This is a genomic window from Streptomyces sp. NBC_01717 (genome assembly GCF_036248255.1).
Lineage (GTDB): Bacteria > Actinomycetota > Actinomycetes > Streptomycetales > Streptomycetaceae > Streptomyces.
Genome location: NZ_CP109178.1, coordinates 6985028 through 7008207, shown reverse-complemented (window position 1 = coordinate 7008207; position 23180 = coordinate 6985028). Strand labels below are relative to the sequence as shown.

General features: G+C 69.8%; 24 protein-coding genes. 5 read left to right on the top strand and 19 right to left on the bottom strand.

Going from position 1 to position 23180, the window contains the following annotated elements:
• Positions 1-54 precede the first annotated feature (54 nt).
• Positions 55-1248 carry a TerD family protein gene (locus OHB49_RS31730; RefSeq protein WP_329164373.1) on the top strand — a complete coding sequence of 398 codons (1194 nt, stop codon included), beginning with the start codon at positions 55-57 and terminating at the stop codon, positions 1246-1248.
• A gap of 120 nt (positions 1249-1368) precedes the next feature.
• Here OHB49_RS31730 and OHB49_RS31725 read toward each other — a convergent pair whose 3' ends face one another.
• The 5 genes from OHB49_RS31725 to OHB49_RS31705 all read right to left on the bottom strand — a co-directional run bounded on the left by OHB49_RS31725 (position 1369) and on the right by OHB49_RS31705 (position 7880).
• Positions 1369-1599: a hypothetical protein gene (locus tag OHB49_RS31725; protein ID WP_014156926.1), complete on the bottom strand. Its 231-nt coding sequence runs from the start codon at positions 1597-1599 to the stop codon at positions 1369-1371.
• 78 nt (positions 1600-1677) lie between these two features.
• Positions 1678-3258 (bottom strand): TROVE domain-containing protein, encoded by a 1581-nt coding sequence (locus OHB49_RS31720; RefSeq protein ID WP_329164372.1) that lies wholly within the window; start codon positions 3256-3258, stop codon positions 1678-1680.
• Positions 3259-3746: 488 nt separating this feature from the next.
• A complete protein-coding gene (locus OHB49_RS31715) occupies positions 3747-5216 on the bottom strand; it encodes an alkaline phosphatase PhoX (RefSeq protein ID WP_030974647.1) in 1470 nt (489 codons plus the stop codon).
• 196 nt (positions 5217-5412) lie between these two features.
• Complete coding sequence (locus OHB49_RS31710; protein ID WP_329164370.1) at positions 5413-6870, bottom strand: hypothetical protein; 1458 nt, start codon at positions 6868-6870, stop codon at positions 5413-5415.
• Between the two features lie 302 nt (positions 6871-7172).
• Positions 7173-7880, bottom strand: a complete 708-nt coding sequence (locus tag OHB49_RS31705; protein ID WP_329164369.1) for an antibiotic biosynthesis monooxygenase — start codon at positions 7878-7880, stop codon at positions 7173-7175.
• A 164-nt stretch (positions 7881-8044) separates the two neighbouring features.
• On the opposite strand from OHB49_RS31705, the gene OHB49_RS31700 reads away from it, so the two are divergent.
• Positions 8045-8488 carry a GNAT family N-acetyltransferase gene (locus tag OHB49_RS31700; protein WP_329164367.1) on the top strand — a complete coding sequence of 148 codons (444 nt, stop codon included), beginning with the start codon at positions 8045-8047 and terminating at the stop codon, positions 8486-8488.
• Positions 8489-8503: 15 nt separating this feature from the next.
• On the opposite strand, the gene OHB49_RS31695 is transcribed toward OHB49_RS31700, so the two are convergent.
• On the bottom strand, positions 8504-9061 hold the full coding sequence (locus tag OHB49_RS31695; RefSeq protein WP_329164365.1) for a DUF4232 domain-containing protein: 558 nt from the start codon (positions 9059-9061) through the stop codon (positions 8504-8506).
• Between the two features lie 285 nt (positions 9062-9346).
• Between OHB49_RS31695 and dapA the strand changes: the two genes are divergently transcribed.
• Positions 9347-10231 (top strand): 4-hydroxy-tetrahydrodipicolinate synthase, encoded by an 885-nt coding sequence (dapA, locus tag OHB49_RS31690; protein WP_329164364.1) that lies wholly within the window; start codon positions 9347-9349, stop codon positions 10229-10231.
• Here the strand turns inward: dapA and dapD are convergent.
• Both dapD and OHB49_RS31680 read right to left on the bottom strand, forming a co-directional pair.
• A complete protein-coding gene (gene dapD / locus OHB49_RS31685; protein WP_329164363.1) occupies positions 10228-11214 on the bottom strand; it encodes a 2,3,4,5-tetrahydropyridine-2,6-dicarboxylate N-succinyltransferase in 987 nt (328 codons plus the stop codon). The two genes, dapA and dapD, sit on opposite strands and share 4 nt — an antisense overlap.
• Positions 11215-11305: 91 nt before the next feature.
• Complete coding sequence (locus OHB49_RS31680) at positions 11306-12553, bottom strand: MFS transporter (protein WP_329164361.1); 1248 nt, start codon at positions 12551-12553, stop codon at positions 11306-11308.
• 99 nt (positions 12554-12652) lie between these two features.
• On the opposite strand from OHB49_RS31680, the gene OHB49_RS31675 reads away from it, so the two are divergent.
• Positions 12653-13522, top strand: a complete 870-nt coding sequence (locus tag OHB49_RS31675) for a winged helix-turn-helix transcriptional regulator (protein WP_329164360.1) — start codon at positions 12653-12655, stop codon at positions 13520-13522.
• 83 nt (positions 13523-13605) lie between these two features.
• On the opposite strand, the gene OHB49_RS31670 is transcribed toward OHB49_RS31675, so the two are convergent.
• Together OHB49_RS31670 and OHB49_RS31665 are read right to left on the bottom strand one after the other, a co-directional pair.
• Entirely contained in the window at positions 13606-14142 is a 537-nt protein-coding gene (locus OHB49_RS31670; protein ID WP_030974662.1) for a TetR/AcrR family transcriptional regulator, read from the bottom strand.
• Positions 14142-14462: a DMT family transporter gene (locus OHB49_RS31665; protein ID WP_030974663.1), complete on the bottom strand. Its 321-nt coding sequence runs from the start codon at positions 14460-14462 to the stop codon at positions 14142-14144. Before OHB49_RS31665 ends, OHB49_RS31670 begins: the two co-directional genes overlap by 1 nt.
• A 275-nt stretch (positions 14463-14737) precedes the next feature.
• On the opposite strand from OHB49_RS31665, the gene OHB49_RS31660 reads away from it, so the two are divergent.
• Positions 14738-15760, top strand: a complete 1023-nt coding sequence (locus OHB49_RS31660; RefSeq protein WP_329164358.1) for a hypothetical protein — start codon at positions 14738-14740, stop codon at positions 15758-15760.
• A gap of 55 nt (positions 15761-15815) precedes the next feature.
• Here OHB49_RS31660 and OHB49_RS31655 read toward each other — a convergent pair whose 3' ends face one another.
• The 9 genes from OHB49_RS31655 to OHB49_RS31615 form a co-directional block, all read right to left on the bottom strand.
• Positions 15816-16181, bottom strand: coding sequence for a VOC family protein (locus OHB49_RS31655; RefSeq protein WP_329164357.1), 366 nt, complete (start codon positions 16179-16181; stop codon positions 15816-15818).
• Positions 16182-16555: 374 nt separating this feature from the next.
• Positions 16556-16894, bottom strand: a complete 339-nt coding sequence (locus tag OHB49_RS31650) for a metal-sulfur cluster assembly factor (RefSeq protein WP_030974666.1) — start codon at positions 16892-16894, stop codon at positions 16556-16558.
• The gene (sufU, locus tag OHB49_RS31645) at positions 16891-17346 is read right to left on the bottom strand and encodes a Fe-S cluster assembly sulfur transfer protein SufU (protein ID WP_037852851.1); all 456 of its coding nucleotides are present in this window, start codon (positions 17344-17346) and stop codon (positions 16891-16893) included. The genes OHB49_RS31650 and sufU overlap by 4 nt, the downstream gene beginning before the upstream one ends.
• Before the next feature lie 10 nt (positions 17347-17356).
• Complete coding sequence (locus OHB49_RS31640) at positions 17357-18613, bottom strand: cysteine desulfurase (protein WP_030974668.1); 1257 nt, start codon at positions 18611-18613, stop codon at positions 17357-17359.
• On the bottom strand, positions 18610-19374 hold the full coding sequence (gene sufC, locus OHB49_RS31635) for a Fe-S cluster assembly ATPase SufC (RefSeq protein WP_030919835.1): 765 nt from the start codon (positions 19372-19374) through the stop codon (positions 18610-18612). The genes OHB49_RS31640 and sufC overlap by 4 nt, the downstream gene beginning before the upstream one ends.
• Positions 19375-19381: 7 nt before the next feature.
• A complete protein-coding gene (locus OHB49_RS31630; RefSeq protein ID WP_030919832.1) occupies positions 19382-19699 on the bottom strand; it encodes a bifunctional 3-phenylpropionate/cinnamic acid dioxygenase ferredoxin subunit in 318 nt (105 codons plus the stop codon).
• The gene (gene sufD / locus OHB49_RS31625; RefSeq protein WP_329164356.1) at positions 19699-20880 is read right to left on the bottom strand and encodes a Fe-S cluster assembly protein SufD; all 1182 of its coding nucleotides are present in this window, start codon (positions 20878-20880) and stop codon (positions 19699-19701) included. Before sufD ends, OHB49_RS31630 begins: the two co-directional genes overlap by 1 nt.
• Before the next feature lie 59 nt (positions 20881-20939).
• Complete coding sequence (gene sufB / locus OHB49_RS31620) at positions 20940-22361, bottom strand: Fe-S cluster assembly protein SufB (RefSeq protein WP_030974671.1); 1422 nt, start codon at positions 22359-22361, stop codon at positions 20940-20942.
• Positions 22358-23098, bottom strand: coding sequence for a helix-turn-helix transcriptional regulator (locus tag OHB49_RS31615; protein WP_329164353.1), 741 nt, complete (start codon positions 23096-23098; stop codon positions 22358-22360). Before OHB49_RS31615 ends, sufB begins: the two co-directional genes overlap by 4 nt.
• Positions 23099-23180: the final 82 nt, after the last annotated feature.

The window sequence follows — 23180 nt, the reverse complement described above, 5'->3', positions numbered from 1 at the left end:
GCAAGCCCGCGAAGGTAAGGGAACGGCAAAGCCGGGTCGTTCGTTACCCCGGGCATGACCGCTATGACCCCCGGCTCGAACATCCCTCTCTCCACCGCCCGCGTGGCGGTGGACGTCGCCGCCCCGGTGCGGCTCGACGTCTCGGGCCTGCTGCTCACCTCCGACGGCAAGGTGCGTTCCGACGACGACTTCATCTTCTACAACCAGCCCACCGGCCCGGGCGTGACCTACCGCTCCGGCGGCGGCACGGCGCCGGACGCGATCGTGGTGGACACCGCCGCGGTGCCGCCCGGCATCGAGAAGATCGTCGTCACGGCGAGCCCGGACGCGGCGGGGCAGACATTCCAGGGCATCGAGCCCACCGCCACCGTGCGCAACGCGGACGACGGCAGTGTGCTCGCCACCTTCACCCCGCCCAGTCTCGGTGCCGAGACGGCGCTCGTGGTCATCGAGGTCTATCTGCGCAACGGCGCCTGGAAGGCCCGAGCGGTCGGCCAGGGGTACGCCAACGGGCTGGCGGGCATCGCCACGGACTTCGGCGTCTCGGTCGAGGAGCCCGCCGCACCGCCCGCCCCGGTCGCACCCCCGATGCCTGCCGCCGCCCCCGTGGACCCGCGGACCGCCGCTCCCGCGGCCCCGCCCGCCGCCGCTCCGGCGCCCGCCGGCTCCGGCAAGATCAACCTCGACAAGGGCCGGGTCAACCTCCAGAAGAACCAGACGGTGTCCCTGGTCAAGGGCGGCCGTCCGCTGCTCTCGCAGGTCAAGATGGGGCTGGGCTGGGAACCCGCGTTCCGTGGCAAGGACATCGACCTCGACGCCTCGGTGATCGCCTACGGCCCCAACCGGAACCATCTGGACAGCTGCTACTTCGGCAAGCTCTCCATCCTGAACGGTGCGATCAAGCACTCCGGCGACAACCTCACGGGCGAGGGCGCGGGAGACGACGAGGTGATCGTCGTGGACTTGGGCCGGATCCCCCCGGAGGCGACGGGGCTGGTCTTCACGGTCAACTCGTTCACCGGCCAGAAGTTCACCGAGGTCGCCAAGGCCTACTGCCGGCTGATCGACGCGACGTCCGGCGAGGAGCTGGTCCGCTTCGACCTGACCGGCGCCGAACCGCAGACCGGCGTGATGATGGCGAAGCTGATCAAGCAGTTCTCCGGCGAGTGGGAGATGACGGCGATGGGTGACTTCGTCAAGTCGCGCACGGTCCGCGGCATGGTCAAGCCCGCCGCACAGGCGCTGTAGAAGGTCGCTGCGCGCGCTCCTGGAGCCCGCAACCTGAAATGGCTTCCGGGGCACCTGCTTGATCTCAGGTGCCCCGGAAGGGGAGTGCGGGACGGACGCTTCGTACGCTCGTCGTCCCTCTCAGAGCTTGGTCAGCTTGGAGTACGGGCTCAGGATCCTCCCCTGTCGCCCCGAGAAGTCGATGAGCACTGCGTCGTTGTCGCCCTCGACAGCGAGGACTCGACCGAGTCCGAACTGGTCATGCGACACCCTGTCGCCCACATCGAAGCATTCGACCGGTGGGGCCGCCTGGGCCGGGCGGTTGAAGGGACTGGAAGGCAGGTGACGCCGGGATCCGGCTGACTGTTTCATTACGTTGAGTATGCGCCTCCGGGACGCCCGACGCCATGCCCGACCGCTCCTGAGGGCCCACTGATGCCGTATTCGTAATCAGCGTTTCCAGGGCCAGTCGGCGTCCCGCCCCGCCTCCACCAGGGGCACCATGCGGAATGCGGCGTCCGAAAGACCCCCGAAGGTGTGGCGGTTCTCGCTTCCGGACGGGGCGTGCCCGACCCGGTATCCGGCCAGATTCCAGGTGTACACGGGCACACTCGCCGGGACGGCCTCGGTGGCATCACCGCGATACGTGAACGACGCCTGCTCGTCCGTGACGATCAGTACCCGGTCATGGCCGCGGTAGTGCCGGCGGACCGCCTCCGCGGTGTTGGTGCCACCGAGATCACCGAACCGGTCCAGGATCTTCAGCACGGACTCGCCCCTGCGAAAGGTCACCGGTGCGCTGTTCGTACCGAATTCCACCAGATCGGCATCGGTGGCCCGCAGCGCGAGCGCCGCACCGAAGATCGCGGCGGCGTCGGCCCGGTTCAGCTGCGACCGGTCCGAGAGCGGCGACCACATCGAGCCCGAGCGGTCGACCAGGATCAGCGTCCGCCCCCGCAGCGCCGGAACGTTCGCGAGGGAGTGGCCGAGCGCCTGCTCCAGCGGGTACGCCCAGCGCAGCGACGGAGCGTGCCGGTACGCCGCGAGGTAGCGGAACGGGAACTGCCGCGATGCAGCGACCACGCCCGGGTCGGAGATCTTCGCCGCCACCTGCGCGGCGACCTCGTCCGAGACACCCGCCTCGTCGAAGTTCCGCAGATTGCGGACGAGTGCCATCGCCCTCATCGACGGAATGACCGCCTCCCATGCCGCCGCGTCCATCGGTCCCTGCAGCCAGCCCGCGAGGGCCTCCCAGGTCATGCCCGCCGCGGCCAGCCGGTCCGCCCCGTCGGGCGCGGTGATCACGGCCCGCCGCTCCTCGACCGGCAGCTCCATCAGCGCCCGGTGGGCGGAGAGGGTGCGGTTCGAGGCGGGCGGAACCGCCGCGTCCGGGTGATGCCGGCGGTCGAGGGCATAGCGGAACAGCTCGCCCTGCCAGGACCTCTCCGGGTCGGGCGCGGCATGCACCAGGTTCAGGATGTCGCCGAAGCGGTAGCCCTTGGACGCGGTGTCGTACTTCAGCAGCGACTTGCCGTTGTAGAGGCGGCGTACGGCGTCGGCGATCCCGCGCTTGACGGGCTTGGGCACGGTACGGCCGTACTGCGAGGTCCAGTACCCCAGCAGCTCGCCGGGCTCGTCGGCGCGCAGCAGGACGGAGTCGACGACCTGCCGGTTGGACGGCCCGTCCTCGGCCCCCGCGTCGAGCCGGGCCTTCACGTACTCGGCGGCGCCGACGATCGCCGCGGTCCGCATCCCGCCGTCGCGGCGCAGCCATCCCAGCAGTCCGGCGGTCCAGTCGGGGTCGCCCACCGCAAGGATGCGTACCAGCGTGGCGAATCGGCTGTCGCGCTGCTCGGCATTCTCGTAAAAGGTCTGCTGCGAGACGAAATTGGCCACGGCAAGCAGAAAGAGTTCGGAACGGTTTTCCCGGAGATATCCGCGACCGCCCTGACGGGTGGGCGCGGTGCGCCCGGTCGATTTCACGGGCGAAGCCGTATTCGCCTTGGTGGTACGGACGTTGAAGCGTGCCATGGTGAATTCCCCCGAATTCATTGGGGGAAGACACAGCGCATGGGTGCCCGAGATCAGGAGTCGGCGACGGGCTTGCCTGATGCTCTGCCCATTGAGCTACCGGCCGTGGCCGGGCGGGACTTGAACCCGCAACCGTCAGATCCGAGAAGTATCCGTCACCTGCGCACCGGGCACCCGATGCTGTGCCTCCCGAGATCAAGGTCGGCGACGGCGGAACTTGTTTCGAAGAAGTAGCCGTAGCCTGCGCACCGGGAGGTGCGTGCAATTTCTTGAAGCTGTACGTGCCCAGAGATCACAGTCGGCGGAACCGACGAAGGTGCTCTACCCCCTGAGCTACACCGGCTCGAAAGCCGATGACGGGACTCGAACCCGCGACATCCCCATTGAGAGTGGAAGTAGGTCCTGCCTGCGCACCTGGGCACAGACAGGACCTTAGAAGACCGGCCTCCGGACGCGCGAAGGGTTTTTCGGGGCGTCCGGACGGTGCGTCAGTGCCGGTTCGGCTGGCGCTTCCACGGGCCGGTGATGGCGAGCATGATGCCCGGCGTCTGGATGTTGGCGAACAGCGTCTTCCCGTCGGGCGAGAAGGTGACGCCGGTGAACTCGCTGTACTCCGGCTCCTCGGCCGTGCCCGCGTTGAGGTCGTTGCGCGCGATCGGGTACGTGCGGCCGCTCTCCGTCGCCCCGAAGAGGTGCTGGACGCCCTCGCCGTCCTCGGCGATGACCAGACCGCCGTACGGCGAGACGGTGATGTTGTCCGGGCCGTCGAAGGCGCCGTCCTTCGACGGGTCCGCGTTCACGCCGAGAAGCACCTTCAGCGTCAGCGTGCGGCGCTTCGGGTCGTAGAACCAGACCTGGCCGTCGTGCTGGACGGGGCTCTCCTCGCGGGCGAACGAGGAGACGATGTAGACGCCGCCGTCACCCCACCACATGCCTTCGAGCTTGCGGGCGCGGGTGACGTCCTGGTCACCGAACTGCTTGCGCACGGAGACGGTCTTGGCGTCGCGGTCGACGACGTCCACCCAGTCCACGCCGTACACCGTGCCGATCTTCGTGGCGCGGGACAGGTCGTCGACGAACTTGCCGCTCTTGTCGAAGCACTTGGTGGCCTGGAGGACACCGGCGTCGTCCGCGAGCGTGCGCAGCTTGCCGCGGCCGTGCTTGAAGCCGTGCGGCGGAACCCAGCGGTAGAGCAGCCCGTTGGGGCCGGCCGCGTCCTCGGTCAGGAAGGCGTGGCCGAGCTTGGGGTCGATGACGACAGCTTCGTGGGCGTACCGGCCGAACGCCTTGATCGGGCGCGGGTCGCGGTTGGCGCGCTCGTCGTACGGGTCGACCTCGAAAACGTAGCCGTGGTCCTTGAGCAGACCGTTCTTGCCGGCCTTGTCCTCGGTCTCCTCGCAGGTGAGCCAGGTGCCCCACGGGGTGGCGCCACCGGCACAGTTGGTGGACGTGCCGGCGATGCCGACCCACTCGGCGGTGCGGCCGTCGCGGCGGGTCTCCACGACGGTGCAGCCACCGGCGGCGATCGGGTCGTAGACGAGGCCCTCGGTGAGCGGGACGGGGTGCTCCCAGCCGGCCCGGGTGCCGCTCAGTTCGTGGTTGTTGACGAGCAGGGTGACGCCGCGCGGGCCCTCGAAGGCGGCTGTGCCGTCGTGGTTGGAGGGGGTGTACTCGCCGGATTCCAGCTTGGTGACACCGCTGTGGGTGACGATGCGGTACGAGAATCCGGCGGGCAGCGCGAGTATGCCCTTCGGGTCGGAGACCAGCGGACCGTAGCCGGGCTCGTGGCTGTGACCGTGTCCGTGGTCATGACCGTGGTGGTCGTCGTGGTCGTGACCGGACTCCTGCGCGGCGAGGGCACCAGGCGCGGTGGCCAGTGCGGCGACGGTACCGGTCAGGGCGATGCCCGCGCCGGTGAGGGCGGACTGCTTGGTGAATTCCCTGCGCGTGAAGGGCATCACGAACTCCTGGAGCTGCTGGGACGGGTGTTTGCGGGCTCACGCTCCCGCCCCCGCACCAACACCAGTTGAACTGCAGGCGTCTTCGAGCGACATCCTTCCTGTGAACCTTCACAGAGTCGCTACCGCCGCCCTCCGCTCGACTGCCCGACTGCCCGACTGCCCGACTCGACGGCTCGGCGCCCGGCCGCCCCGCTCAGCCGCCCGAACGCGACCGCGCCTTGAACGCCGCCTTCCGCGCTTCCTTCGCCTGCTGCTTGTCGCTGTGCAGCCGCCCCATCGCCTCCAGGACGTCCGCCGTCGCCGGGTGCGCCACCCGCCACGCCTCGTCGAAGAACCCGCTGTGCTGGCCGGAGAGCCCCTCGACCAGCCCCTGGAGCTCGTCCAGATCACCCTCCGCCTCCAGCTGGGCGGCGATCGTGTCGATGGCGAGCCAGAAGATCATCGACTCCGGCGGCGCGGGTACATCCGCCGCGCCGCGCTCGGCGAGCCAGACCCGGGCGAGGCCACCCAGCTCCGCATCGTCGAGCACCGCACGGACCGCGGGCTCGGCCTCCGCGCCGACCAGGGCGAGCGCCTGCTGACAGTGCAGCCTGCGCAACGGGGCCTGCTGGTCCGCGCCGCGTGCCGCGTCCAGCAGTTCGCCCGCGGCCCCGTCCGCGCCGCGGCGGGCGAGCCACTGCTCGACCTCGCTGCGCGCCGCCGTCTCCGGGTAGTACGCGATGCCGCCGAGGAGCGTGTCCGCGCCCTTGTCAGCGAGATCGCCGATCGCCGGGGCATCGACGCCGGCCTCCAGCATCCGGGCCCGGATGCCGTACAGGCCGAGGGGGGTCAGCCGCACCATGCCGTACCGGCTGACGTCCTCGTCGTCGGCGGGCGGCTGGGCCTCCTCGCCCTCCTCGACGAGCAGCGTCTCGTCCACCGGCCGGTAGGCGACGATGCCGATCGGTTCGAGAAGCCGGAACTGGTCGTCGAGGCGCATCATCGCCTCCGACACCTGTTCCAGGATGTCGTCGGTGGGCTCGCCCATCTCGTCGGGCACGATCATCGACGCGGCGAGCGCGGGCAGCGGTACGGCAGCCTCGCCCTCGCTGCCGTCGCCGACCGTGAGCAGATACAGGTTGCCGAGCACGCCGTCGAGGAATTCGGCTTCCGCCTCCGGGTCCCACTCCAGGGAGTCGAAGTCGATCGAGCCGTCCTCGCCGACGAGATCGGCGAAATCGTCGAAGACGGGTGCGGTGGCGTCGGCGTGCACGGCCTCCAGGCCGTCGAGCCAGATCGTGAGGACGTCCTGCGGGGAGCCGCCGGTCAGCAGCCCCAGGTTCTCGCCCGCGCTGACGGTCCCCTCGGCGTCGTCTCCGGCGTCGTCGCCCTCCGGGTCGTGGACGTCGAGGAGTCCGGTGTCGACCGCGAGGCGCCACGCCTCACTGGCCTCCGCGGCACCGTCCTCGTCCGCCGCCAGGCCGAGGTGCTCGGCCGCGGCGGGCAGCTGCGCCTCGACGAGCTCGCCGCCGGCGCCGACCCGGGTCCCGGGTCCCGCCCAGCGGGCGAGCCGGACGGCCCGGGCGAGCAGCGGCGCGGCGAGCGCGTCCCGGGCCAGCTCCGCCTCGGAGTGCAGCCGTACCGGTGGCAGGAATGGGCGCTCTGCGGACATCAGGTGGTTCTCCTCGGACGTACGGGGGTACGGGCTCGGACCGACCCGCAGGGGGTGGTGGTCCCAGGCCGACCAAGCGTAGACGCATTTCGCCCATGCCACTCGGCCCCTACGACGGACGGCGGCCGGTCACCCGGCGCACCTCGACAACTGCCCTGCACAGCCCGGGAATCGACGCGTCCGACACCCCTCATCCGCCTCCCGCGCTCCCCGGAGGCCGTGCGGCCTCCCGCGTCGTCCGCCCGAACCACCGCCGGTCCGCAGGCGTCGCGCTTGCGCCCGTGGCCCCCGGTCCTCGCCGGCTACTCGGCCGCCCGCAGACTGAGCGCCGGCGAGTAACGGTGCACACCGCCGCCGCTCACCCCCGGGTAGGACTGCACCCGCTCCCACTGCGGTGTCCTCGACCCGACGCCGTCACCGGGAGCGGCGAGCGCGTCGATGTGCGCCTGCGCGCTCGCCCATTCCGCGTAGTTGAGTACGCGGGTCCCGTCGACGCTCACATGGAAGTGCCCGGAGATGCCGCCGGGGGCGGGCGCCGGGTCCGTACCGAGCGCCTCGAACACGGTGTCCACCCAGTCCCGTTGACGCGCCTTGTCCGGCCCGTCGAACTCGACGTCGACGATCACGACGCATCCTGGCGCACGGGCGTCGCCGTCGCTCGGTGCCGTGGAGCGGTAGAGCTCGTACGTGTGCGGCCCGAGCCGGCGGATCCCGGGCACGGCGGCATCGATGTCGGCGTTGCGTGCATCCCGTCCGTTCGCGAAGAACTCCTGATATGCGCCCTCACCACTCCACTGCGAGTAGTGGAACAGCGTCTTCCCGTCGTCCCCGGCGTGCACGGTGTAGGAGAGCAGCCCCGGGTGCGGCCAGTCCCGGCTGCCCCACGCCTCACGGATGGCCTCGACCGCCTGCCGCTGCCGCGCGGGGGTGCCGACGTCCCAGGTGCCGGCCTTGACGAGGCCCACGTCGCCCCGGGCGACATCGGGACGGGACTCGAACTGCACGCTCATGACGGCCCTCCTCACCGGGGCACCCCTGCGGTGCGCCGCTGAGGAACACCCTGATACGTCAAGCACGCTCGAGGTCAACCACCGGCTTCACGTTTGAGCCCGGCCGCGCGGTCGGACCGTATCCGGCCGCTGAGCGCTCAGGTGCCCGTGCCAGACTCCGGGGCGTGATCCTTCGCACCGCCACCCGCGACGACCTGCCCGCCGTCCTCGCGCTCCTCGCAGACGAGAACCGGGTCGTCGAGCCGGCCTCGGTCGTGGTCGACGAGGCGTACGAGAGAGCCTTCGCCGATATCGAGAGCGATCCGCGCAACGAGATGCTCGTGCTGGTGGACGGCGACACCGTGCTGGGCTGTCTGCAGGCCACGTACATACCGGGGCTCGGGAAGCGCGGCGAGGAGCGGGCGCTGATCGAGGCGGTGCGGATCAGGGCGGACCGGCGGGGCGGTGGGCTGGGGCGGGAGCTGATGAAGCAGGTCGTCGACCGGGCCCGGCTGCGGGGGTGCGCGCTGGTGCAGCTGACCAGCAGCAAGCGGCGTGCCGAGGCGCACCGGTTCTACGAGTCGCTGGGCTTCGACCGCAGCCACGAAGGTTTCAAGCTCGCCCTCTGAGCCGCCCCGGCGGCGCTACTGGGGCGAGGCGGTGCGCCAGGCGGTCATGTTCAGCTCGTCGAGCAGCCGTACGTCGCTCCCCTGCAACGGGAAGGTGCGCGCCTCCAGCCCCGGGGCGGGTGCGATCTCCAGCGCGTCGCCCTCGATGAGGTCGCCGCCGGTCGCGGTGGAGACCCAGGCGAGCAGCGAGTGCAGAGACTTCCCCGGCTTCAGCATGATCTCTTTCGGACCCGGGTCGGTTCCCATGTACGAGGAGCCCGGGTTCACCTTGACCGGCAGCGGTTCGCCCTGGGCGTCCAGGACCCGGACGGACGGGTAGCCGTCGACCCGGTACGGCTTGCTGCCGCAGTTGGTGAGGGTGAGTCCCACAGCCCGGTGGCCCAGTGCGGCCTGCACCTCTCCCATGTCCACGACGAGGCCGGAGGACGGGCAGTCGGCCCGGCTGGCGGCGCTCGGCGGCGGGGCTGGGCTGGGCACGTCGCCGGTGGCGGGCGGGGCGGTGGACAGGTCACCCGGCTGCAGCTTCTCCGCGTGCATCCGGCCGGGTGTCTGCGAGACGCTCGGCGTCGGCACCGGCTCCCCCTCGCCCGCCGGCACGAACAATCCGGCACATCCCGACAGCGACAGGGTCAATGCCCCGGCCAAGCACACGGCCGCCACCGCTCTGCGCGTCCCGTTCCCCGTACTCGCCGTTTCCTGCATGCTCATGCACCCGCCCCCGTGTCGGCCTGCCGCATAGGCGTTCGATCATGCCAGAGCGCAGACGGGGCTCGTACGACCATTGTTCAGCGCTCCTTCCCCTTCACCCCAAGAAGAACTAAGTAGACCTTTACGGTCCCGCCATCCGACACTTCGGACATGACAGCATCCGTAGCCCCCTTCGGTCGCGCCCTCTGCGCCATGATCACTCCGTTCACCGCCGACGGCGACCTGGACCTGGAGACAGCCGGGAAGCATGCCGCCGGCCTCGTCGCCGACGGCTGCGACGGCCTGGTGCTCAGCGGAACCACCGGCGAGTCCCCGACCACCACCGGCGCCGAGAAGACCGCACTGCTGCGCGCGGTCCGGGAAGCCGTCGGCGACGGCGTACCGCTCGTCGCGGGGGTCGGCAGTGCGGACACCCGACACACCGTGCAGCTGGCGCAACAGGCCGAACAGGCCGGCGCGGACGGGCTGTTGGTCGTGACGCCGTACTACAGCAGACCCCCGCAGGCCGCCGTCGAGGCGCACTTCGGTCGCGTCGCGGACGCGACCGGCATTCCGCTGATGCTGTACGACATCCCCGGCCGCACCGGCACCCGTATCGAGCCGGCGACCCTGCTGCGGCTGGCCGAGCACCCGCGCATCGTGGCGGTGAAGGACTGCGCGTACGACCTGCTCGGCTCGACAAAGGTGATGGGCGCGACCTCGCTCGCGTACTACTCGGGCTGCGAGGAGCTCAACCTGCCGCTGTACGCGGTGGGCGCGGCGGGCTATGTCAGCACGGTCGCCAATGTGGCGCCCCGGCAACTGCGGGCGGTCCTGGACGCGTTCGACGCCGGGGACACCGCGGCGGCCGCCCGGCTCAATCGGCTGACTGCGCCCCTGGCCGAGCTGATGATGGCGTCGGGTCTGCCCGGCACCGTGACGGTCAAGGCGCTGCTCGACGCGGGCCCGGTCCGGGAACCACTGCAGCCCGCCGGGCGCGAGGCGACCGACGGGCTGCGGAGGGCGTACGAGGAACTCCTGGCAGCTACACGCTAGTTGTGGTTGTGCAGAACGTCGTTCAGGCCGTCCCACACCGCATTGTTCGGGCGGGCCTCGACGGCGCCGGTGACCGAGTTGCGGCGGAACAGGATGTTCGAGGCGCCGGAGAGCTCGCGCGCCTTGACGATCTGGCCGTCCGGCAGCGTGATGCGCGTACCGGCGGTGACGTACAGACCGGCCTCGACGACGCACTCGTCGCCGAGCGCGATCCCGACGCCGGCCTCGGCGCCGATCAGGCAGCGCTCGCCGATGACGATGCGCTCCTTGCCGCCGCCGGAGAGGGTGCCCATCGTGGAGGCGCCGCCGCCGATGTCGGAGCCGTTGCCGACGACGACGCCCGCGGAGATGCGGCCCTCGACCATCGACGTGCCGAGCGTGCCGGCGTTGAAGTTGACGAAGCCCTCGTGCATGACGGTCGTACCGGCGGCGAGGTGCGCGCCGAGCCTGACCCGGTCGGCGTCGGCGATCCGGACGCCCTTCGGTGCGACGTAGTCCGTCATCCGGGGGAACTTGTCGACCGAGGTGACCTGGAGGTGCAGGCCGTCGGCGCGGGCGTTCAGCCGCACGTGCTCCAGGTCGTCGACGGCGACCGGACCCAGCGACGTCCAGGCGACGTTGGTGAGGAGGCCGAAGAGGCCGTCCAGGTTCTGGCCGTGCGGCTGGACGAGGCGGTGCGAGAGGAGGTGCAGGCGCAGGTACGCGTCGTGCGCATCGAGCGGCTTGTCGTCGAGCGAGGCGATGACCGTACGGACGGCGACGATCTCGACACCGCGGCGGGCGTCCACGCCGATGGCCTTGGCCGCACCCTCACCGAGCAGGTTCACTGCGAGGTCGGGGGTGAGCCGCTCGGTTCCGGCCGGGCCGGGCTCGGCGGTGAGCGCGGGGGCGGGGTACCAGGTGTCGAGAACGGAACCGTCGCCGGCGATGGTGGCGAGGCCGGCGGCGACGGCGCCGGTGGTGCGAGAAGTCGTGTCGGTCATGACACGAAACCTAACCGGCGAGGCCCCGCCGGAGCCAACCGGTCTCGCCGGACGGTCACCGCGCGGCCCCCGCCGCCCTCGCACGATCCGGTCACCCGGACTGTGCCTGCCGTACGGGTGGCGCCTGCCCGGCAGGCGCGTCGCGCACCGGCCCCCGCGCGGTTCCCGCCCGGGGCCCTCTCAGCCGCCGCGCCGCCAGCACCGCGAGGCCCGCGCCGCCCGCCAGCAGCGCACAGGCCGGCCAGAGCAGCTCCGGCGCGGTGGCGTAGAGCGCGCCGCCGAGCGGTGGCGCCAGCACCTGCCCGCTGATGGAGGCGCCCGCGTACAGACTCTGGAAGCGGCCCTGCGCATGGGCGGGTGCCTGGTCGGCGACGTATGCCGTGGCGGTGGTCTTGTAGAGGATCTCGCCCGCGGTCACCGACGCCATCATGGTGACGGCGAACAGCACCCCCGCCCCCGGGATCAGTGCCGCGAACCCCAGCCCCACCAGCAACAGACCGACGCCGACGATGCTCAGCGGCGCCCGTCGGCGCAGCGCGTGCGTCACGGGGAGTTCGAGGCAGAGGATGACGCCGCCGTTGATGGCGAGCAGCCAGCCGTAGAACTGGGTGCTGCGGCCGTGGTCGGCGAGGAAGACCGGCAGGGTCGAGTACTGCTGCCGATAGACGAGGTCCACGCAGAGGATCGCGGCGAGCAGCACCGGCACCGCCGGCCTTGCCCGCAGCTCCCGCAGGAGCCCGGGCGCGTCGGGGTTGTGGGCCGGCCGGGTGTGTACGCTGCCGCGGGCCGGGAGCACCTTCGCTGCGTACACGGCGAAGAGCAGCGTCCCGAGGCCGTCGACGACGAACAGACAGTCGTACGAGAAGTGGGCGGCGATCAGCGCGCCGAGCGGTGGGCCGACGGTGAAGCCCGCGTTGCTGCCGGCGCGCATCACGGCGAAGCTCTGGCGTCGGCCACCCTCGGGCACGGAGACGGCGACGAGTGCGGAGTTGGCGGCGCGTACGACGCCGGCCGCGTACTGCGCGAGCGGCAGCACCCCGTACATCGCAGCGACCGGCAGGAGCGGCAGGGTGACGAGCGCCGCGCCGCTCACCAGCGCGCCCGCGAGGAGCATCCGGCGGTGGCCGTAGTGGTCGCCGAACCAGCCGCCGGTGAAGTTCCCTGCGACCAGGCCGACCCCGCCGATGCCCGCGATCACTCCTGCCTGCGGGACGGTCAGTTCGCGCGGTCCGGTCAGATAGACGAAGAGATAGACGAAGGTGAAGCTGACGACTCCGTTGAGGAAGGCGCCGAAGGCCAACAGCCGCACCGTCCGCGGCACGTTCCGCAGCATCCCCATCCCCAGCACCCTCCCCAGTGAGTTCCCCTTGGGAACGGACTATGGCAGCATGCTTACCGCGGGTCAATCCATGGGAAAAGAACGGAAGAAGACGAAGCAATGCCGCAGCGCACCAGCCTGGCCGACGCCGACTGCGCGATCGCCCAGGCCCTCGATGTCGTCGGCGACTGGTGGACCCTGCTGATCGTGCGGGACACCGCGCGCGGGGTGCACCGCTTCGACGCGCTCCAGCAGGAGCTGGGCATGTCCCGCAAGGTGCTCGCCGAGCGGCTGCGCCTGCTGGTCGACGCGGGAGTTCTGACCCGGGAGCCGTACCAGGACCGCCCGGCCCGGTACGAGTACCGGCTCACCCCGCGCGGTCGGGCACTGCTGCCTGTGCTGATCGCGCTCCAGGACTGGGGCGACACCTGGGTTACGGGAGACGGAGAGACGATGGCGACGACCACGGAGGCGTCCCGGGAGGCGGCGCGGGTGCACGCACTGGTGGGCACACGCCTGCCCGAGCTGGAACTCCTCGACAGCTACGGCGTGTTGAGCGACCCGGTCGCCGACACCCCGTACACCGTCCTGTACTGCTTTCCGGGCGCTTACGCCCGCCGGGACGCCTATCCGCCCGGCTGGGCGGGGATCCCGGGCGCGCGCGGCTGCACCCTCGAATCCTGTACGTACCGCGACCAGTTGGCCGAGTTCACGGCGGCGGGGGCGAGCGTGCACGGAGTCTCCACCCAACGCCCGGACGAGCAGCGGGCGTTCGCGGACGCGGAGGGGCTGCGCTTCCCGCTGCTGTCCGACGCGGAGCTGGAGCTGACGGCAGCGCTGCGCCTGCCGACGTTCCGGGTCGCCGGGGTCAGCCGGCTGAAGCGGCTGACGCTGGTGGTGGACCGGGACCGGACGGTCCGCGAGGCGCTGTATCCGATCACGGACATCGAGGCGAGCGTGCGGGCGGCACTGACGGCGGTCGGCGGCTGAACCGGCCGGTCGCCCCCGGCCTGCCGATGAGCGATGCGCCGACGCCCACCCACCTCGGAGCCGCCCTGCCTGGCCGGCCCGGGTCAGCCGATGATCCGGGCCAGCATCTCCCGCGCGTACGCCGCGTCGTACGTCCCGCCCGTCAGCAGCACCTGCAGACAGATCCCGTCCATCAGCGCTGTCAACGCCCGCGCGGTGGCCGGGTCGGTGCGTCCGCCGAGCAGCTCGGCGGTACCGTCCGTCCACTCGGCGGCGACGGGCCGCAGCGCGGGCCGGCGCAGCGCCGCAAGATACAGCTCGTACTCCAGCTCCGGTCGCCCACGCCCGCCGGAGAACCACTCCCCCAGGAGCCGGGCCAGCTCCTCGGCGAGGTCCGCGTCCGGCGCGAGAAGCGCCTCGCTCTCCCGCATGGCGCGGGCGAAGTTCTCGTTCGACCGGCGCAGCGCGGCGATCAGCAGCTCGTCGAGCGAGGCGAAGTGATACGTCGTCGAGCCGAGCGGCACATCGGCCTCGGCGGCGACGGAGCGGTGGCTGAGCCCGGCGATGCCCTTGGCGCCCACCACCCGGATCGCCGCGTCGATGATGCGACCGCGTCGCTCGGGGTCGTAGCGGCGGGCCATCAGTGGGCTCCGCCCAGGTTGAGCACCACCACACCGGCGATGACCAGGGCGATGCCCGCCACCTTGACCGGGTTGCCGGACTCCCCCATGAACAGGATGCCTATGGTGGCGACCGCGGCCGTGCCGATCCCGGCCCAGATGGCATACGCGGTGCCCATGGACAGTGTCTTGAGTGTCTGCGCGAGCAGCGAGAAGGCCAGCAGATAGCCGGCGACGGTGATGAGCGAGGGCCACAGCCGGGTGAAGCCCTCGCTGTACTTCATGGCCGTCGTCCCGGCCACCTCCGCCGCGATGGCCGCGGCCAGCAGCCCGTATCCCATGTGTACGAGTGTACGCATCGTTGCGTACATCTGTACACAACGATTGGCCCGACCCGGAATGCCCGGCCCGCAGCGGCCTGTGCCGCCGGCCGGGACCCGCTCCCGGGTCCGGACCGCTACGGTGTCCCGACCGGTACACAGCAACGACAACAGACGACGGAGCAGCAGTGGCGCAGGACGCAGGGTGGGGCGGCGGTGTGCCCGGGGGCGGCGCACCGTACGGAGGAGCGCCGTACGGGGGGCCTCCCGGGCCACCGGGATGGGGCGGCGGCTGGATGCCGCCGCCGAAGCCCGGGGTGATACCACTTCGGCCCCTCGGCCTCGGGGACATACTCGGTGGAGCCTTCTCCACGATGGGCCGCTACTGGAAGCAGCTGTTCGGCGTGGGCGCGGCCGTGTACGGCGGGGCACTGGTCGTGGTCGGGGCGGCGGTCGCGATCGCGTACTCCGCGGTCAGTGACCCTCTGCACCGGGTCATAGAGCTCTCCTCGGAGGAGAGCCCGCGCACGGAGGACATCGTTCCGCTGGTGATCGCCTTCGGCGCCGTCTGGCTGGTGGCCGTCCTGGCGCTGATGACCGCCACGGCCATGATGTATGCGACGGTTCCGGCGGTTCTGCAGGACGCGGTTCTGGGCCGGCCGACCACCTTCGGCATCATCTGGCGCCGGGCCTGGGCGCGGGTCCCGGCCGTGATCGGCACGGTGCTCCTGACCTCCCTGGTCGCGGTGATCCCGATGGTGCTCATGATGGTCGCCTTCATCGCCATGATGATCGCCTTCATCACCCTGGACAGCGGATCCGGCAGCGGGGTGGCGATCTCGTTGGGCATCCTGGGCGCTCTGGCCACCGCCCCGTTGGCGATCTGGCTCTGGGTGAAGTTCTCGCTGGCCCCCGCGGCCGCGGTCTTCGAGGGGCAGCGCCCGATCGCCGCGCTGCGCCGCTCGTCGCAGCTGGTGCGCGGTGACTGGTGGCGGATCTTCGGCATCTCGCTGCTGGCCATGCTCATGGCTGCCGTGGCGAGCTACATCATCCAGCTGCCGTTCTCGATCCTCGGCATGTTCCCCGGCGTGATCGGCATGGAGAGCCTGGGCTCCGACCCGAATGCGGCAGCGGTCGTTGTCGCCATGAGCGGCTACCTGGTGGCGACGCTGCTGGGACAGCTGGTCAGCCAGCTCGTCTCGGCGACGTTCCCGCAGCTGGTGACCGGTCTGCTGTACGTCGACCGCCGGATGCGCAACGAGAACCTGGGCCCGGTGCTCGCCGAAGCCGCTGCCGTACCCCCGCAGTTCGGTCCGTGAGCGCGGGTCGGGCCCGCGCTCACGGGCCCGACCCGGTTTCGGGTGCAGGCGGCTCTCAGTCGATGAGCGAGTTCTTCGGGCTCAGCACGCAGAATTCGTTCCCCTCGGGGTCTGCCAGCACCACCCAGCTCGCATCGGCGCGCTGGCCGACGTCCGCCCGGGTGGCCCCGAGGCCGATGATCCGCGCGACCTCCACGGCCTGGTCATCGGGGGCGAGATCGATGTGCAGCCGGTTCTTCACCGCCTTCCCCTCCGGTACGGGGACGAAAGTGATACCGGGCACGGCGTCCTTGTCGGCGCCGATGACGATTTCGTCGTCGGCTTCGAAGAGCATCTTCCAGTCGAGCACCCGGCACCAGAACCGGGCCTGCGACGGCAGATCGTGGGCGTCGACGACGATGGAGTAAAAGGAAACGGCCATGCCCACCAGTCTGCCCGGTGGACATGGCCGTTTCCCATGAAAAAACGCGAAGCCGTGCCCGTTCGTCAGCTGCTGACGGTGAACCAGACGGAACGGGACTTCTTCCACTCGGCGTGGTCGAGGTCCTTCGCCTCCGTACCGTCCCCCGATCGGCGTGCCGATGACCGCCTCTGTCGGCCGCCTACCTCTCCTCGACGGCGGCCGAGGCGTCCGAGGGCCCGGTGAGGTAGCGCGTGTCGGCGGAGTTCTGCACGGCGGCGGACGCGGCGCTCCGGTTCCCGCGCCTACGGCGGGCACACACCATGCGTACGGCGGACGAACAACGCCGAACGGCCCCCGGCTTCCGCCGGGGGCCGTTCGGCCATGCATGTGACTCAGACGTTGAAGCCGAGGGCACGCAGCTGCTCGCGCCCGTCGTCCGTGATCTTGTCCGGGCCCCACGGCGGCATCCAGACCCAGTTGATCCGCAGCTCACTGACGATGCCGTCGGTCGCGGACTTCGCCTGGTCCTCGATGACATCGGTCAGCGGGCAGGCCGCGGACGTCAGCGTCATGTCGAGGGTGGCGATGTTGGCGTCGTCGATGTGGATGCCGTAGATCAGGCCCAGGTTGACGACGTCGATGCCCAGTTCGGGGTCGACGACGTCGTACAGGGCCTCGCGGACCTCCTCCTCGGAGGCCGGCTTGGTGGTGAGAGTCTCGTTGTCGCTCATGCCGTCTTCCCTTCGGACAGCGCCTGCGCCGTCGCGTCCTTCCACGCCATCCAGCTCAGCAGCGCGCACTTGACCCGGGCCGGGTACTTCGAGACGCCGGCGAACGCGACCGCGTCCTCCAGCACCTCCTCCATCGCGTCGTCCGGCTCCAGCTGGCCCTTCGACTGCATCAGCTCCAGGAAGGTTTCCTGGATCTTCTGCGCGTCGCCCAGCTCCTTGCCGACCAGCAGCTCGTTCAGCACGGAGGCGGAGGCCTGGCTGATGGAGCAGCCCTGGCCCTCGTACGACACGTCGGCGATGGTCTCGCCGTCGTATCTCACCCGGAGCGTGATCTCGTCGCCGCACGTCGGGTTGACGTGGTGCACCTCGGCGTCGCCGTCCCGCAGGCCACGCCCGTGGGGGTGCTTGTAGTGGTCCAGGATCACTTCCTGGTACATCGAATCAAGCTTCACCAGTCAACCCTCAGCCGAAGAAGTTCCGTACATGCTCCAGACCGTCCACCAGGGCGTCGACCTCGGCAGGCGTGGAGTACAGATAGAACGACGCTCGCGTCGTCGCAGGAATTCCGTACCGCAGGCAGACCGGCCGTGCGCAGTGGTGTCCGACCCGGACCGCGATGCCCTGCTCGTCGAGGACCTGGCCCACGTCGTGCGGGTGGATGTCGCCGAGCGTGAACGAGATCGTGGCGCCGCGGTCCTCCGCGGTGGCCGGACCGATGATCTTGAGGTCCGGGACCTCCAGGAGACGCTTCACCGCGTACTCGGTGATCGCGTGCTCGTGCTGGAAGATCTTGTCCATGCCGATCGCCGAGAGGTAGTCCACGGCCGCGCCGAGGCCGACGGCCTGCGCGATCGGGGGCGTACCCGCCTCGAACTTGTGCGGTGCCGGGGCGTATGTCGACGAGTGCATCGACACGGTCTCGATCATCTCGCCACCACCGAGGAACGGCGGCAGGTCCTCCAGCAGCTCGTGGCGGCCCCAGAGCACACCGATGCCGGTCGGACCGACCATCTTGTGACCGGTGAAGGCCACGAAGTCGGCCTGCAGCGCCTGCACGTCGAGCACCATGTGCGGGGCGGCCTGCGAGGCGTCGATGCAGACCAGCGCGCCGACCTGCTGGGCACGGCGGATGATCTTCTCGACCGGGTTGATCGTGCCCATGATGTTGGAGACCAGCGTGAAGGAGACGATCTTCGTCTTCTCCGTGATGATCTCGTCGATGTTGGACAGGTCGAGGCGGCCGTCGTCGGTGATGCCGAACCACTTCAGCTTCGCGCCGGTGCGCTGCGAGAGCAGCTGCCACGGCACGATGTTGGAGTGGTGCTCCATCTCCGTGATGACGATCTCGGTCTCGTGGTCCACCCGGTAGGGCTCGTCGGCCCAGCCGAGCATGTTCGCCACCAGGTTGAGCGACTCCGAGGCGTTCTTGGTGAAGATCACCTCGTTGCGGCTCGGCGCGTTGATGAACGCGGCGACCTTGTCACGGGCGCCTTCGTACAGCGCCGTGGCCTCCTCCGCGATCGTGTACACACCTCGGTGGACGTTGGCGTTGTGCCGCTCGTAGTACTCACTGAGAGCGTCGAGCACCTGGCGCGGCTTCTGCGAAGTCGCCGCGCTGTCCAGGTAAACGATCTTCTTCCCGTCGTGGACCGTACGATCCAGCAGGGGGAAGTCCTTGCGGATCGCCTCGGTGTCGAGGAGGCCCGGCAGCTGTGTCACGCGGAAGCGCCACCCTTCACATATGCCTCGTAGCCCTCGTTCTCCAGCTTGTCGGCGAGCTCGGCGCCGCCGGACTCGGCAATACGGCCGTTGGCGAAGACGTGTACGAAGTCGGGCTTGATGTAACGGAGGATCCGCGTGTAGTGCGTGATCAGCAGTGTGCCGACCTCGCCGGTCTCGCGGACCCGGTTGACGCCCTCGGAGACGACGCGCAGGGCGTCGACGTCCAGGCCGGAGTCGGTCTCGTCGAGGATCGCGACCTTCGGCTTGAGGAGCTCCAGCTGAAGGATCTCGTGGCGCTTCTTCTCACCGCCGGAGAAGCCCTCGTTGACGTTGCGCTCGGCGAACGCCGGGTCCATCTGGAGGTCGGCCATCGTCTCCTTGACCTCCTTCACCCAGGTACGCAGCTTGGGCGCCTCGCCGCGGACGGCGGTGGCGGAGGTACGCAGGAAGTTGGAGACCGAGACACCGGGGATCTCGACCGGGTACTGCATGGCCAGGAAGAGGCCGGCGCGGGCGCGCTCGTCGACGGTCATCGCCAGGACGTCCTCGCCGTCCAGGGTCACCGTGCCGCTGGTGATCGTGTACTTGGGGTGACCCGCGAGGGAGTACGCGAGGGTCGACTTGCCGGACCCGTTGGGGCCCATGATGGCGTGGGTCTCGCCCTGCTTCACGATCAGGTCGACGCCCTTGAGGATCTCCTTCGTGGCGTTGTCGGCCTCGACGGAGACGTGCAGGTCGCGGATTTCAAGCGTTGCCATGGGTGACTCAGGACTCCTGGGTGACGGAGACGAGCACATCGTCCCCTTCGATCTTGACGGGGTATACGGGGACGGGGCGCGTCGCGGGAAGGCCGGACGGCTTGCCGGTGCGCAGGTCGAAGCTGGAGCCGTGCAGCCAGCACTCGATCATGCAGTCCTCGACCTCTCCCTCGGACAGTGAGACGTTCGCGTGCGAGCAGATGTCGTTGATCGCGAACACCTCGCCCTCGGTGCGGACCAGGGAGACCGGCGTACCGTCGAGCTCCACCCGCTTCGGGGTGTCCTCCTCCAGCTCGCTCAGCGCACAGACTTTGACGAAGGCCATCAGACGGAAGCCTTCAGCTCGGCCTCGATCTTGTCGAGCAGACGGGCCTCGACGTCCGGCAGACCGATCTGCTGGACGAGCTCGGCGAAGAAACCGCGCACGACGAGTCGGCGGGCCTCCTCGGCCGGGATGCCGCGGGACATCAGGTAGAAGAGCTGCTCGTCGTCGAAGCGGCCGGTGGCGGAGGCGTGACCGGCGCCGACGATCTCGCCGGTCTCGATCTCCAGGTTCGGCACGGAGTCGACCCGCGCACCGTCCGTGAGAACCAGGTTGCGGTTCATCTCGTACGTGTCGGTGCCCTCGGCCTTGGCCTGGATGAGGACGTCACCGATCCAGACGGCGTGCGCGTCCTGGCCCTGCAGCGCGCCCTTGTAGACGGCGTTGGACTTGCAGTGCGGGGTGTTGTGGTCGACCAGGAGGCGGTGCTCCTGGTGCTGGCCCTTGTCGGTGAAGTACAGACCGAAGAGCTCGGCCTCGCCACCGGTGCCCGCGTAGGCGACCCGCGGGTGGAGCCGGACAAGGTCACCGCCGAAGGTGACGACGATCGACTTGAAGGTGGCGTCCCGGCCGATCAGCGCGTTGTGCTGGGCGACGTGGACGGCGGTGTCGTCCCAGTCCTGGACGCAGACGACGGTGAGCTTCGCGCCGTCACCGAGGACGTACTCGACGTTGCCGGCGACGACCGCGTCACCGGTGTGGTCGATGACGACGACGGCCTCGGCGAAGGCTCCCAGCTCGACGACCTGGTGGGCGTAGGCCACACCGCCCTCGCCGTGCACGGCGATCCGGATCGGCTCGGAGAGCACGGCCTCCTTGGCGACCGTGATGACCGAGGCCTGCTCGAAGGACGAGTACGCCTGGGCGGCGACGCGGTCCACCGGCGTGCCGGCCCGGCCGAGCCGGGCGTCGTCACGGCCGACGGTCTCGATGGTGACGCCCTCGGGGGCCTCCACCGCGACCTTGACGGCGCCACCGGTCGCGACGGCGGTGCCGTCGTGCAGCCCGCGCAGCCGCTCCAGCGGCGTGAACCGCCACTCCTCCTCGCGGCCGTGCGGGACCGGGAAGTCCGCTACGTCGAAGGACGGGGGCGCGCTCATGCGCGTGGCGACGGTCGACTCGGCGGCCACCGCGATGGACCCGGTGGTGGTGGACCCCGCCGGAATGTTCTGAGCCTCAGCCATGGCTGTCGTAGTGCTCGCTTTCTCTGTCAAAAGTCGGGGTATTCGGTCGTCAGGCTGTGCTAGCCGACCGAACCCTCCATCTGCAGCTCGATCAGCCGGTTGAGCTCGAGCGCGTACTCCATGGGCAGCTCGCGCGCGATCGGCTCGACGAAGCCGCGCACGATCATGGCCATGGCCTCGAACTCGGTCAGACCGCGGCTCATCAGGTAGAAGAGCTGGTCCTCGGAGACCTTGGAGACGGTGGCCTCGTGACCCATGGACACGTCGTCCTCGCGGACGTCCACATACGGGTACGTGTCGGAGCGGGAGATGGTGTCGACCAGGAGCGCGTCGCACAGCACGTTGGACTTGGAGCCCGCAGCGCCCTCGCCGATCTCGACCAGACCGCGGTACGAGGTACGGCCGCCGCCTCGCGCCACCGACTTGGAGACGATGTTGGAGGAGGTGTTCGGCGCCATGTGGACCATCTTGGATCCGGCGTCCTGGTGCTGGCCCTCGCCCGCGAAGGCGATGGAGAGCGTCTCGCCCTTGGCGTGCTCGCCCATCAGGTAGACGGCCGGGTACTTCATGGTGACCTTGGAGCCGATGTTGCCGTCGACCCACTCCATGGTCGCGCCCTCGTACGCCACGGCGCGCTTGGTGACCAGGTTGTAGACGTTGTTCGACCAGTTCTGGATCGTCGTGTAGCGGCAGCGGCCGCCCTTCTTCACGATGATCTCGACAACGGCGGAGTGCAGCGAGTCCGAGGAGTAGATCGGCGCGGTGCAGCCCTCGACGTAGTGGACGTAGGCGTCCTCGTCGACGATGATCAGCGTCCGCTCGAACTGGCCCATGTTCTCCGTGTTGATACGGAAGTAGGCCTGCAGCGGGATGTCGACCTGGACACCCTTCGGCACGTAGATGAACGAGCCACCGGACCACACGGCCGAGTTCAGCGAGGCGAACTTGTTGTCGCCGACCGGGATGACGGTGCCGAAGTACTCCTTGAAGAGCTCCGGGTGCTCCTTCAGCGCGGTGTCCGTGTCGAGGAAGATGACGCCCTGCTCCTCCAGGTCCTCACGGATCTGGTGGTAGACGACCTCGGACTCGTACTGCGCGGCGACACCGGCGACCAGGCGCTGCTTCTCCGCCTCCGGGATACCGAGCTTGTCGTATGTGTTCTTGATGTCCTCGGGCAGGTCCTCCCAGGACTCCGCCTGCTTCTCGGTGGACCGCACGAAATACTTGATGTTGTCGAAGTCGATGCCCGACAGGTCCGAGCCCCAGTTCGGCATGGGCTTCTTGTCGAACAGGCGAAGCCCCTTGAGACGGAGCTTCAGCATCCACTCGGGCTCGTTCTTCTTTGCCGAGATGTCGCGTACGACAGCCTCGGAGAGGCCGCGCTTGGCCGCCGCGCCTGCCGCGTCGGAGTCGGCCCAGCCGAATTCGTACGTACCCAGACCCTCGAGCTCAGGGTGGGCAGTCTCCGTGGGGAGCGTCATGCGGGGTTCCTCCCGGCAGTGCTTGCAGATGCTGATGTGGTGGTCTGTGCGGTTGCGGGTCCGCCGCGCGGTACGAACGTCGTGCACACCCCGTCGCCGTGGGCGATGGTGGCCAGACGTTGCACATGGGTCCCGAGCAGGCTGGAGAAGATCTCCGTCTCCGCCTCGCACAGCTGCGGGAACTGCTCGGCGACATGTGCGACCGGGCAGTGGTGCTGGCACAGCTGCTCGCCCTGCTGGGGGCCCGGCGCGCTTCGCGCCGTAGCAGCGTACCCGTCGGCCGACAAGGCCTTGGCCAGCGCCTCTGTGCGCTTCTCGGGGTTTGCCGCGTCGATCGTCTTGCGGTAGGCCACCGACTGGGCAGCCGCCCTGGCGCGGACGAAGGCAACGACCGCTTCGTCGCCCGCGGTCTCGGCGATCCAGCGAAGAGCGTCGGCGGCAAGCTTGTCGTACGACTGGTCGAAGGCGTCCCGGCCGCAGTCGGTCAGGGCGAACACCTTGGCCGGACGGCCTCGGGTCCGCGCCCCGTACACCCGCTGTTCGCGGGCCTCGACGACACGGTCGGAGACGAGGGCGTCCAGATGGCGGCGGACGGCGGCCTGGGTCAGTCCCAGGCGCTTCGCCAGATCGGCGACGGTGGACGGGCCGTGGTCCAGGATGGAGCGCGCGACCCGGTTGCGCGTCGAGCGCTCGCCGGTCGCGAGTTCCTCCTGCGGAGCCTCGCCCTGGTATTTCACAACGCCATTGTTGCGTAATTCCTCCGGCCGTGACAACCACGGTCCGAAACGATCAATGGTGGAGTTCGTCACTTAGGGTTAC

Bases quoted from the DNA above. Each gene is read 5' to 3' on its own strand.
- OHB49_RS31720 (WP_329164372.1), bottom strand. From the start codon at position 3,258: ATGGCACGCTTCAACGTCCGTACCACCAAGGCGAATACGGCTTCGCCC.
- OHB49_RS31725 (WP_014156926.1), bottom strand. From the start codon at position 1,599: ATGAAACAGTCAGCCGGATCCCGGCGTCACCTGCCTTCCAGTCCCTTC.
- OHB49_RS31655 (WP_329164357.1), bottom strand. From the start codon at position 16,181: ATGGCCGTTTCCTTTTACTCCATCGTCGTCGACGCCCACGATCTGCCG.
- OHB49_RS31660 (WP_329164358.1), top strand. From the start codon at position 14,738: ATGCCGCCGCCGAAGCCCGGGGTGATACCACTTCGGCCCCTCGGCCTC.
- dapD (WP_329164363.1), bottom strand. From the start codon at position 11,214: ATGACCGACACGACTTCTCGCACCACCGGCGCCGTCGCCGCCGGCCTC.
- sufD (WP_329164356.1), bottom strand. From the start codon at position 20,880: ATGGCTGAGGCTCAGAACATTCCGGCGGGGTCCACCACCACCGGGTCC.
- OHB49_RS31730 (WP_329164373.1), top strand. From the start codon at position 55: ATGACCGCTATGACCCCCGGCTCGAACATCCCTCTCTCCACCGCCCGC.
- OHB49_RS31715 (WP_030974647.1), bottom strand. From the start codon at position 5,216: ATGCCCTTCACGCGCAGGGAATTCACCAAGCAGTCCGCCCTCACCGGC.
- OHB49_RS31650 (WP_030974666.1), bottom strand. From the start codon at position 16,894: ATGAGCGACAACGAGACTCTCACCACCAAGCCGGCCTCCGAGGAGGAG.
- OHB49_RS31675 (WP_329164360.1), top strand. From the start codon at position 12,653: ATGCCGCAGCGCACCAGCCTGGCCGACGCCGACTGCGCGATCGCCCAG.
- OHB49_RS31710 (WP_329164370.1), bottom strand. From the start codon at position 6,870: ATGTCCGCAGAGCGCCCATTCCTGCCACCGGTACGGCTGCACTCCGAG.
- OHB49_RS31680 (WP_329164361.1), bottom strand. From the start codon at position 12,553: ATGGGGATGCTGCGGAACGTGCCGCGGACGGTGCGGCTGTTGGCCTTC.
- OHB49_RS31670 (WP_030974662.1), bottom strand. From the start codon at position 14,142: ATGGCCCGCCGCTACGACCCCGAGCGACGCGGTCGCATCATCGACGCG.
- dapA (WP_329164364.1), top strand. From the start codon at position 9,347: ATGACAGCATCCGTAGCCCCCTTCGGTCGCGCCCTCTGCGCCATGATC.
- sufB (WP_030974671.1), bottom strand. From the start codon at position 22,361: ATGACGCTCCCCACGGAGACTGCCCACCCTGAGCTCGAGGGTCTGGGT.
- sufC (WP_030919835.1), bottom strand. From the start codon at position 19,374: ATGGCAACGCTTGAAATCCGCGACCTGCACGTCTCCGTCGAGGCCGAC.
- OHB49_RS31705 (WP_329164369.1), bottom strand. From the start codon at position 7,880: ATGAGCGTGCAGTTCGAGTCCCGTCCCGATGTCGCCCGGGGCGACGTG.
- OHB49_RS31630 (WP_030919832.1), bottom strand. From the start codon at position 19,699: ATGGCCTTCGTCAAAGTCTGTGCGCTGAGCGAGCTGGAGGAGGACACC.
- OHB49_RS31665 (WP_030974663.1), bottom strand. From the start codon at position 14,462: ATGGGATACGGGCTGCTGGCCGCGGCCATCGCGGCGGAGGTGGCCGGG.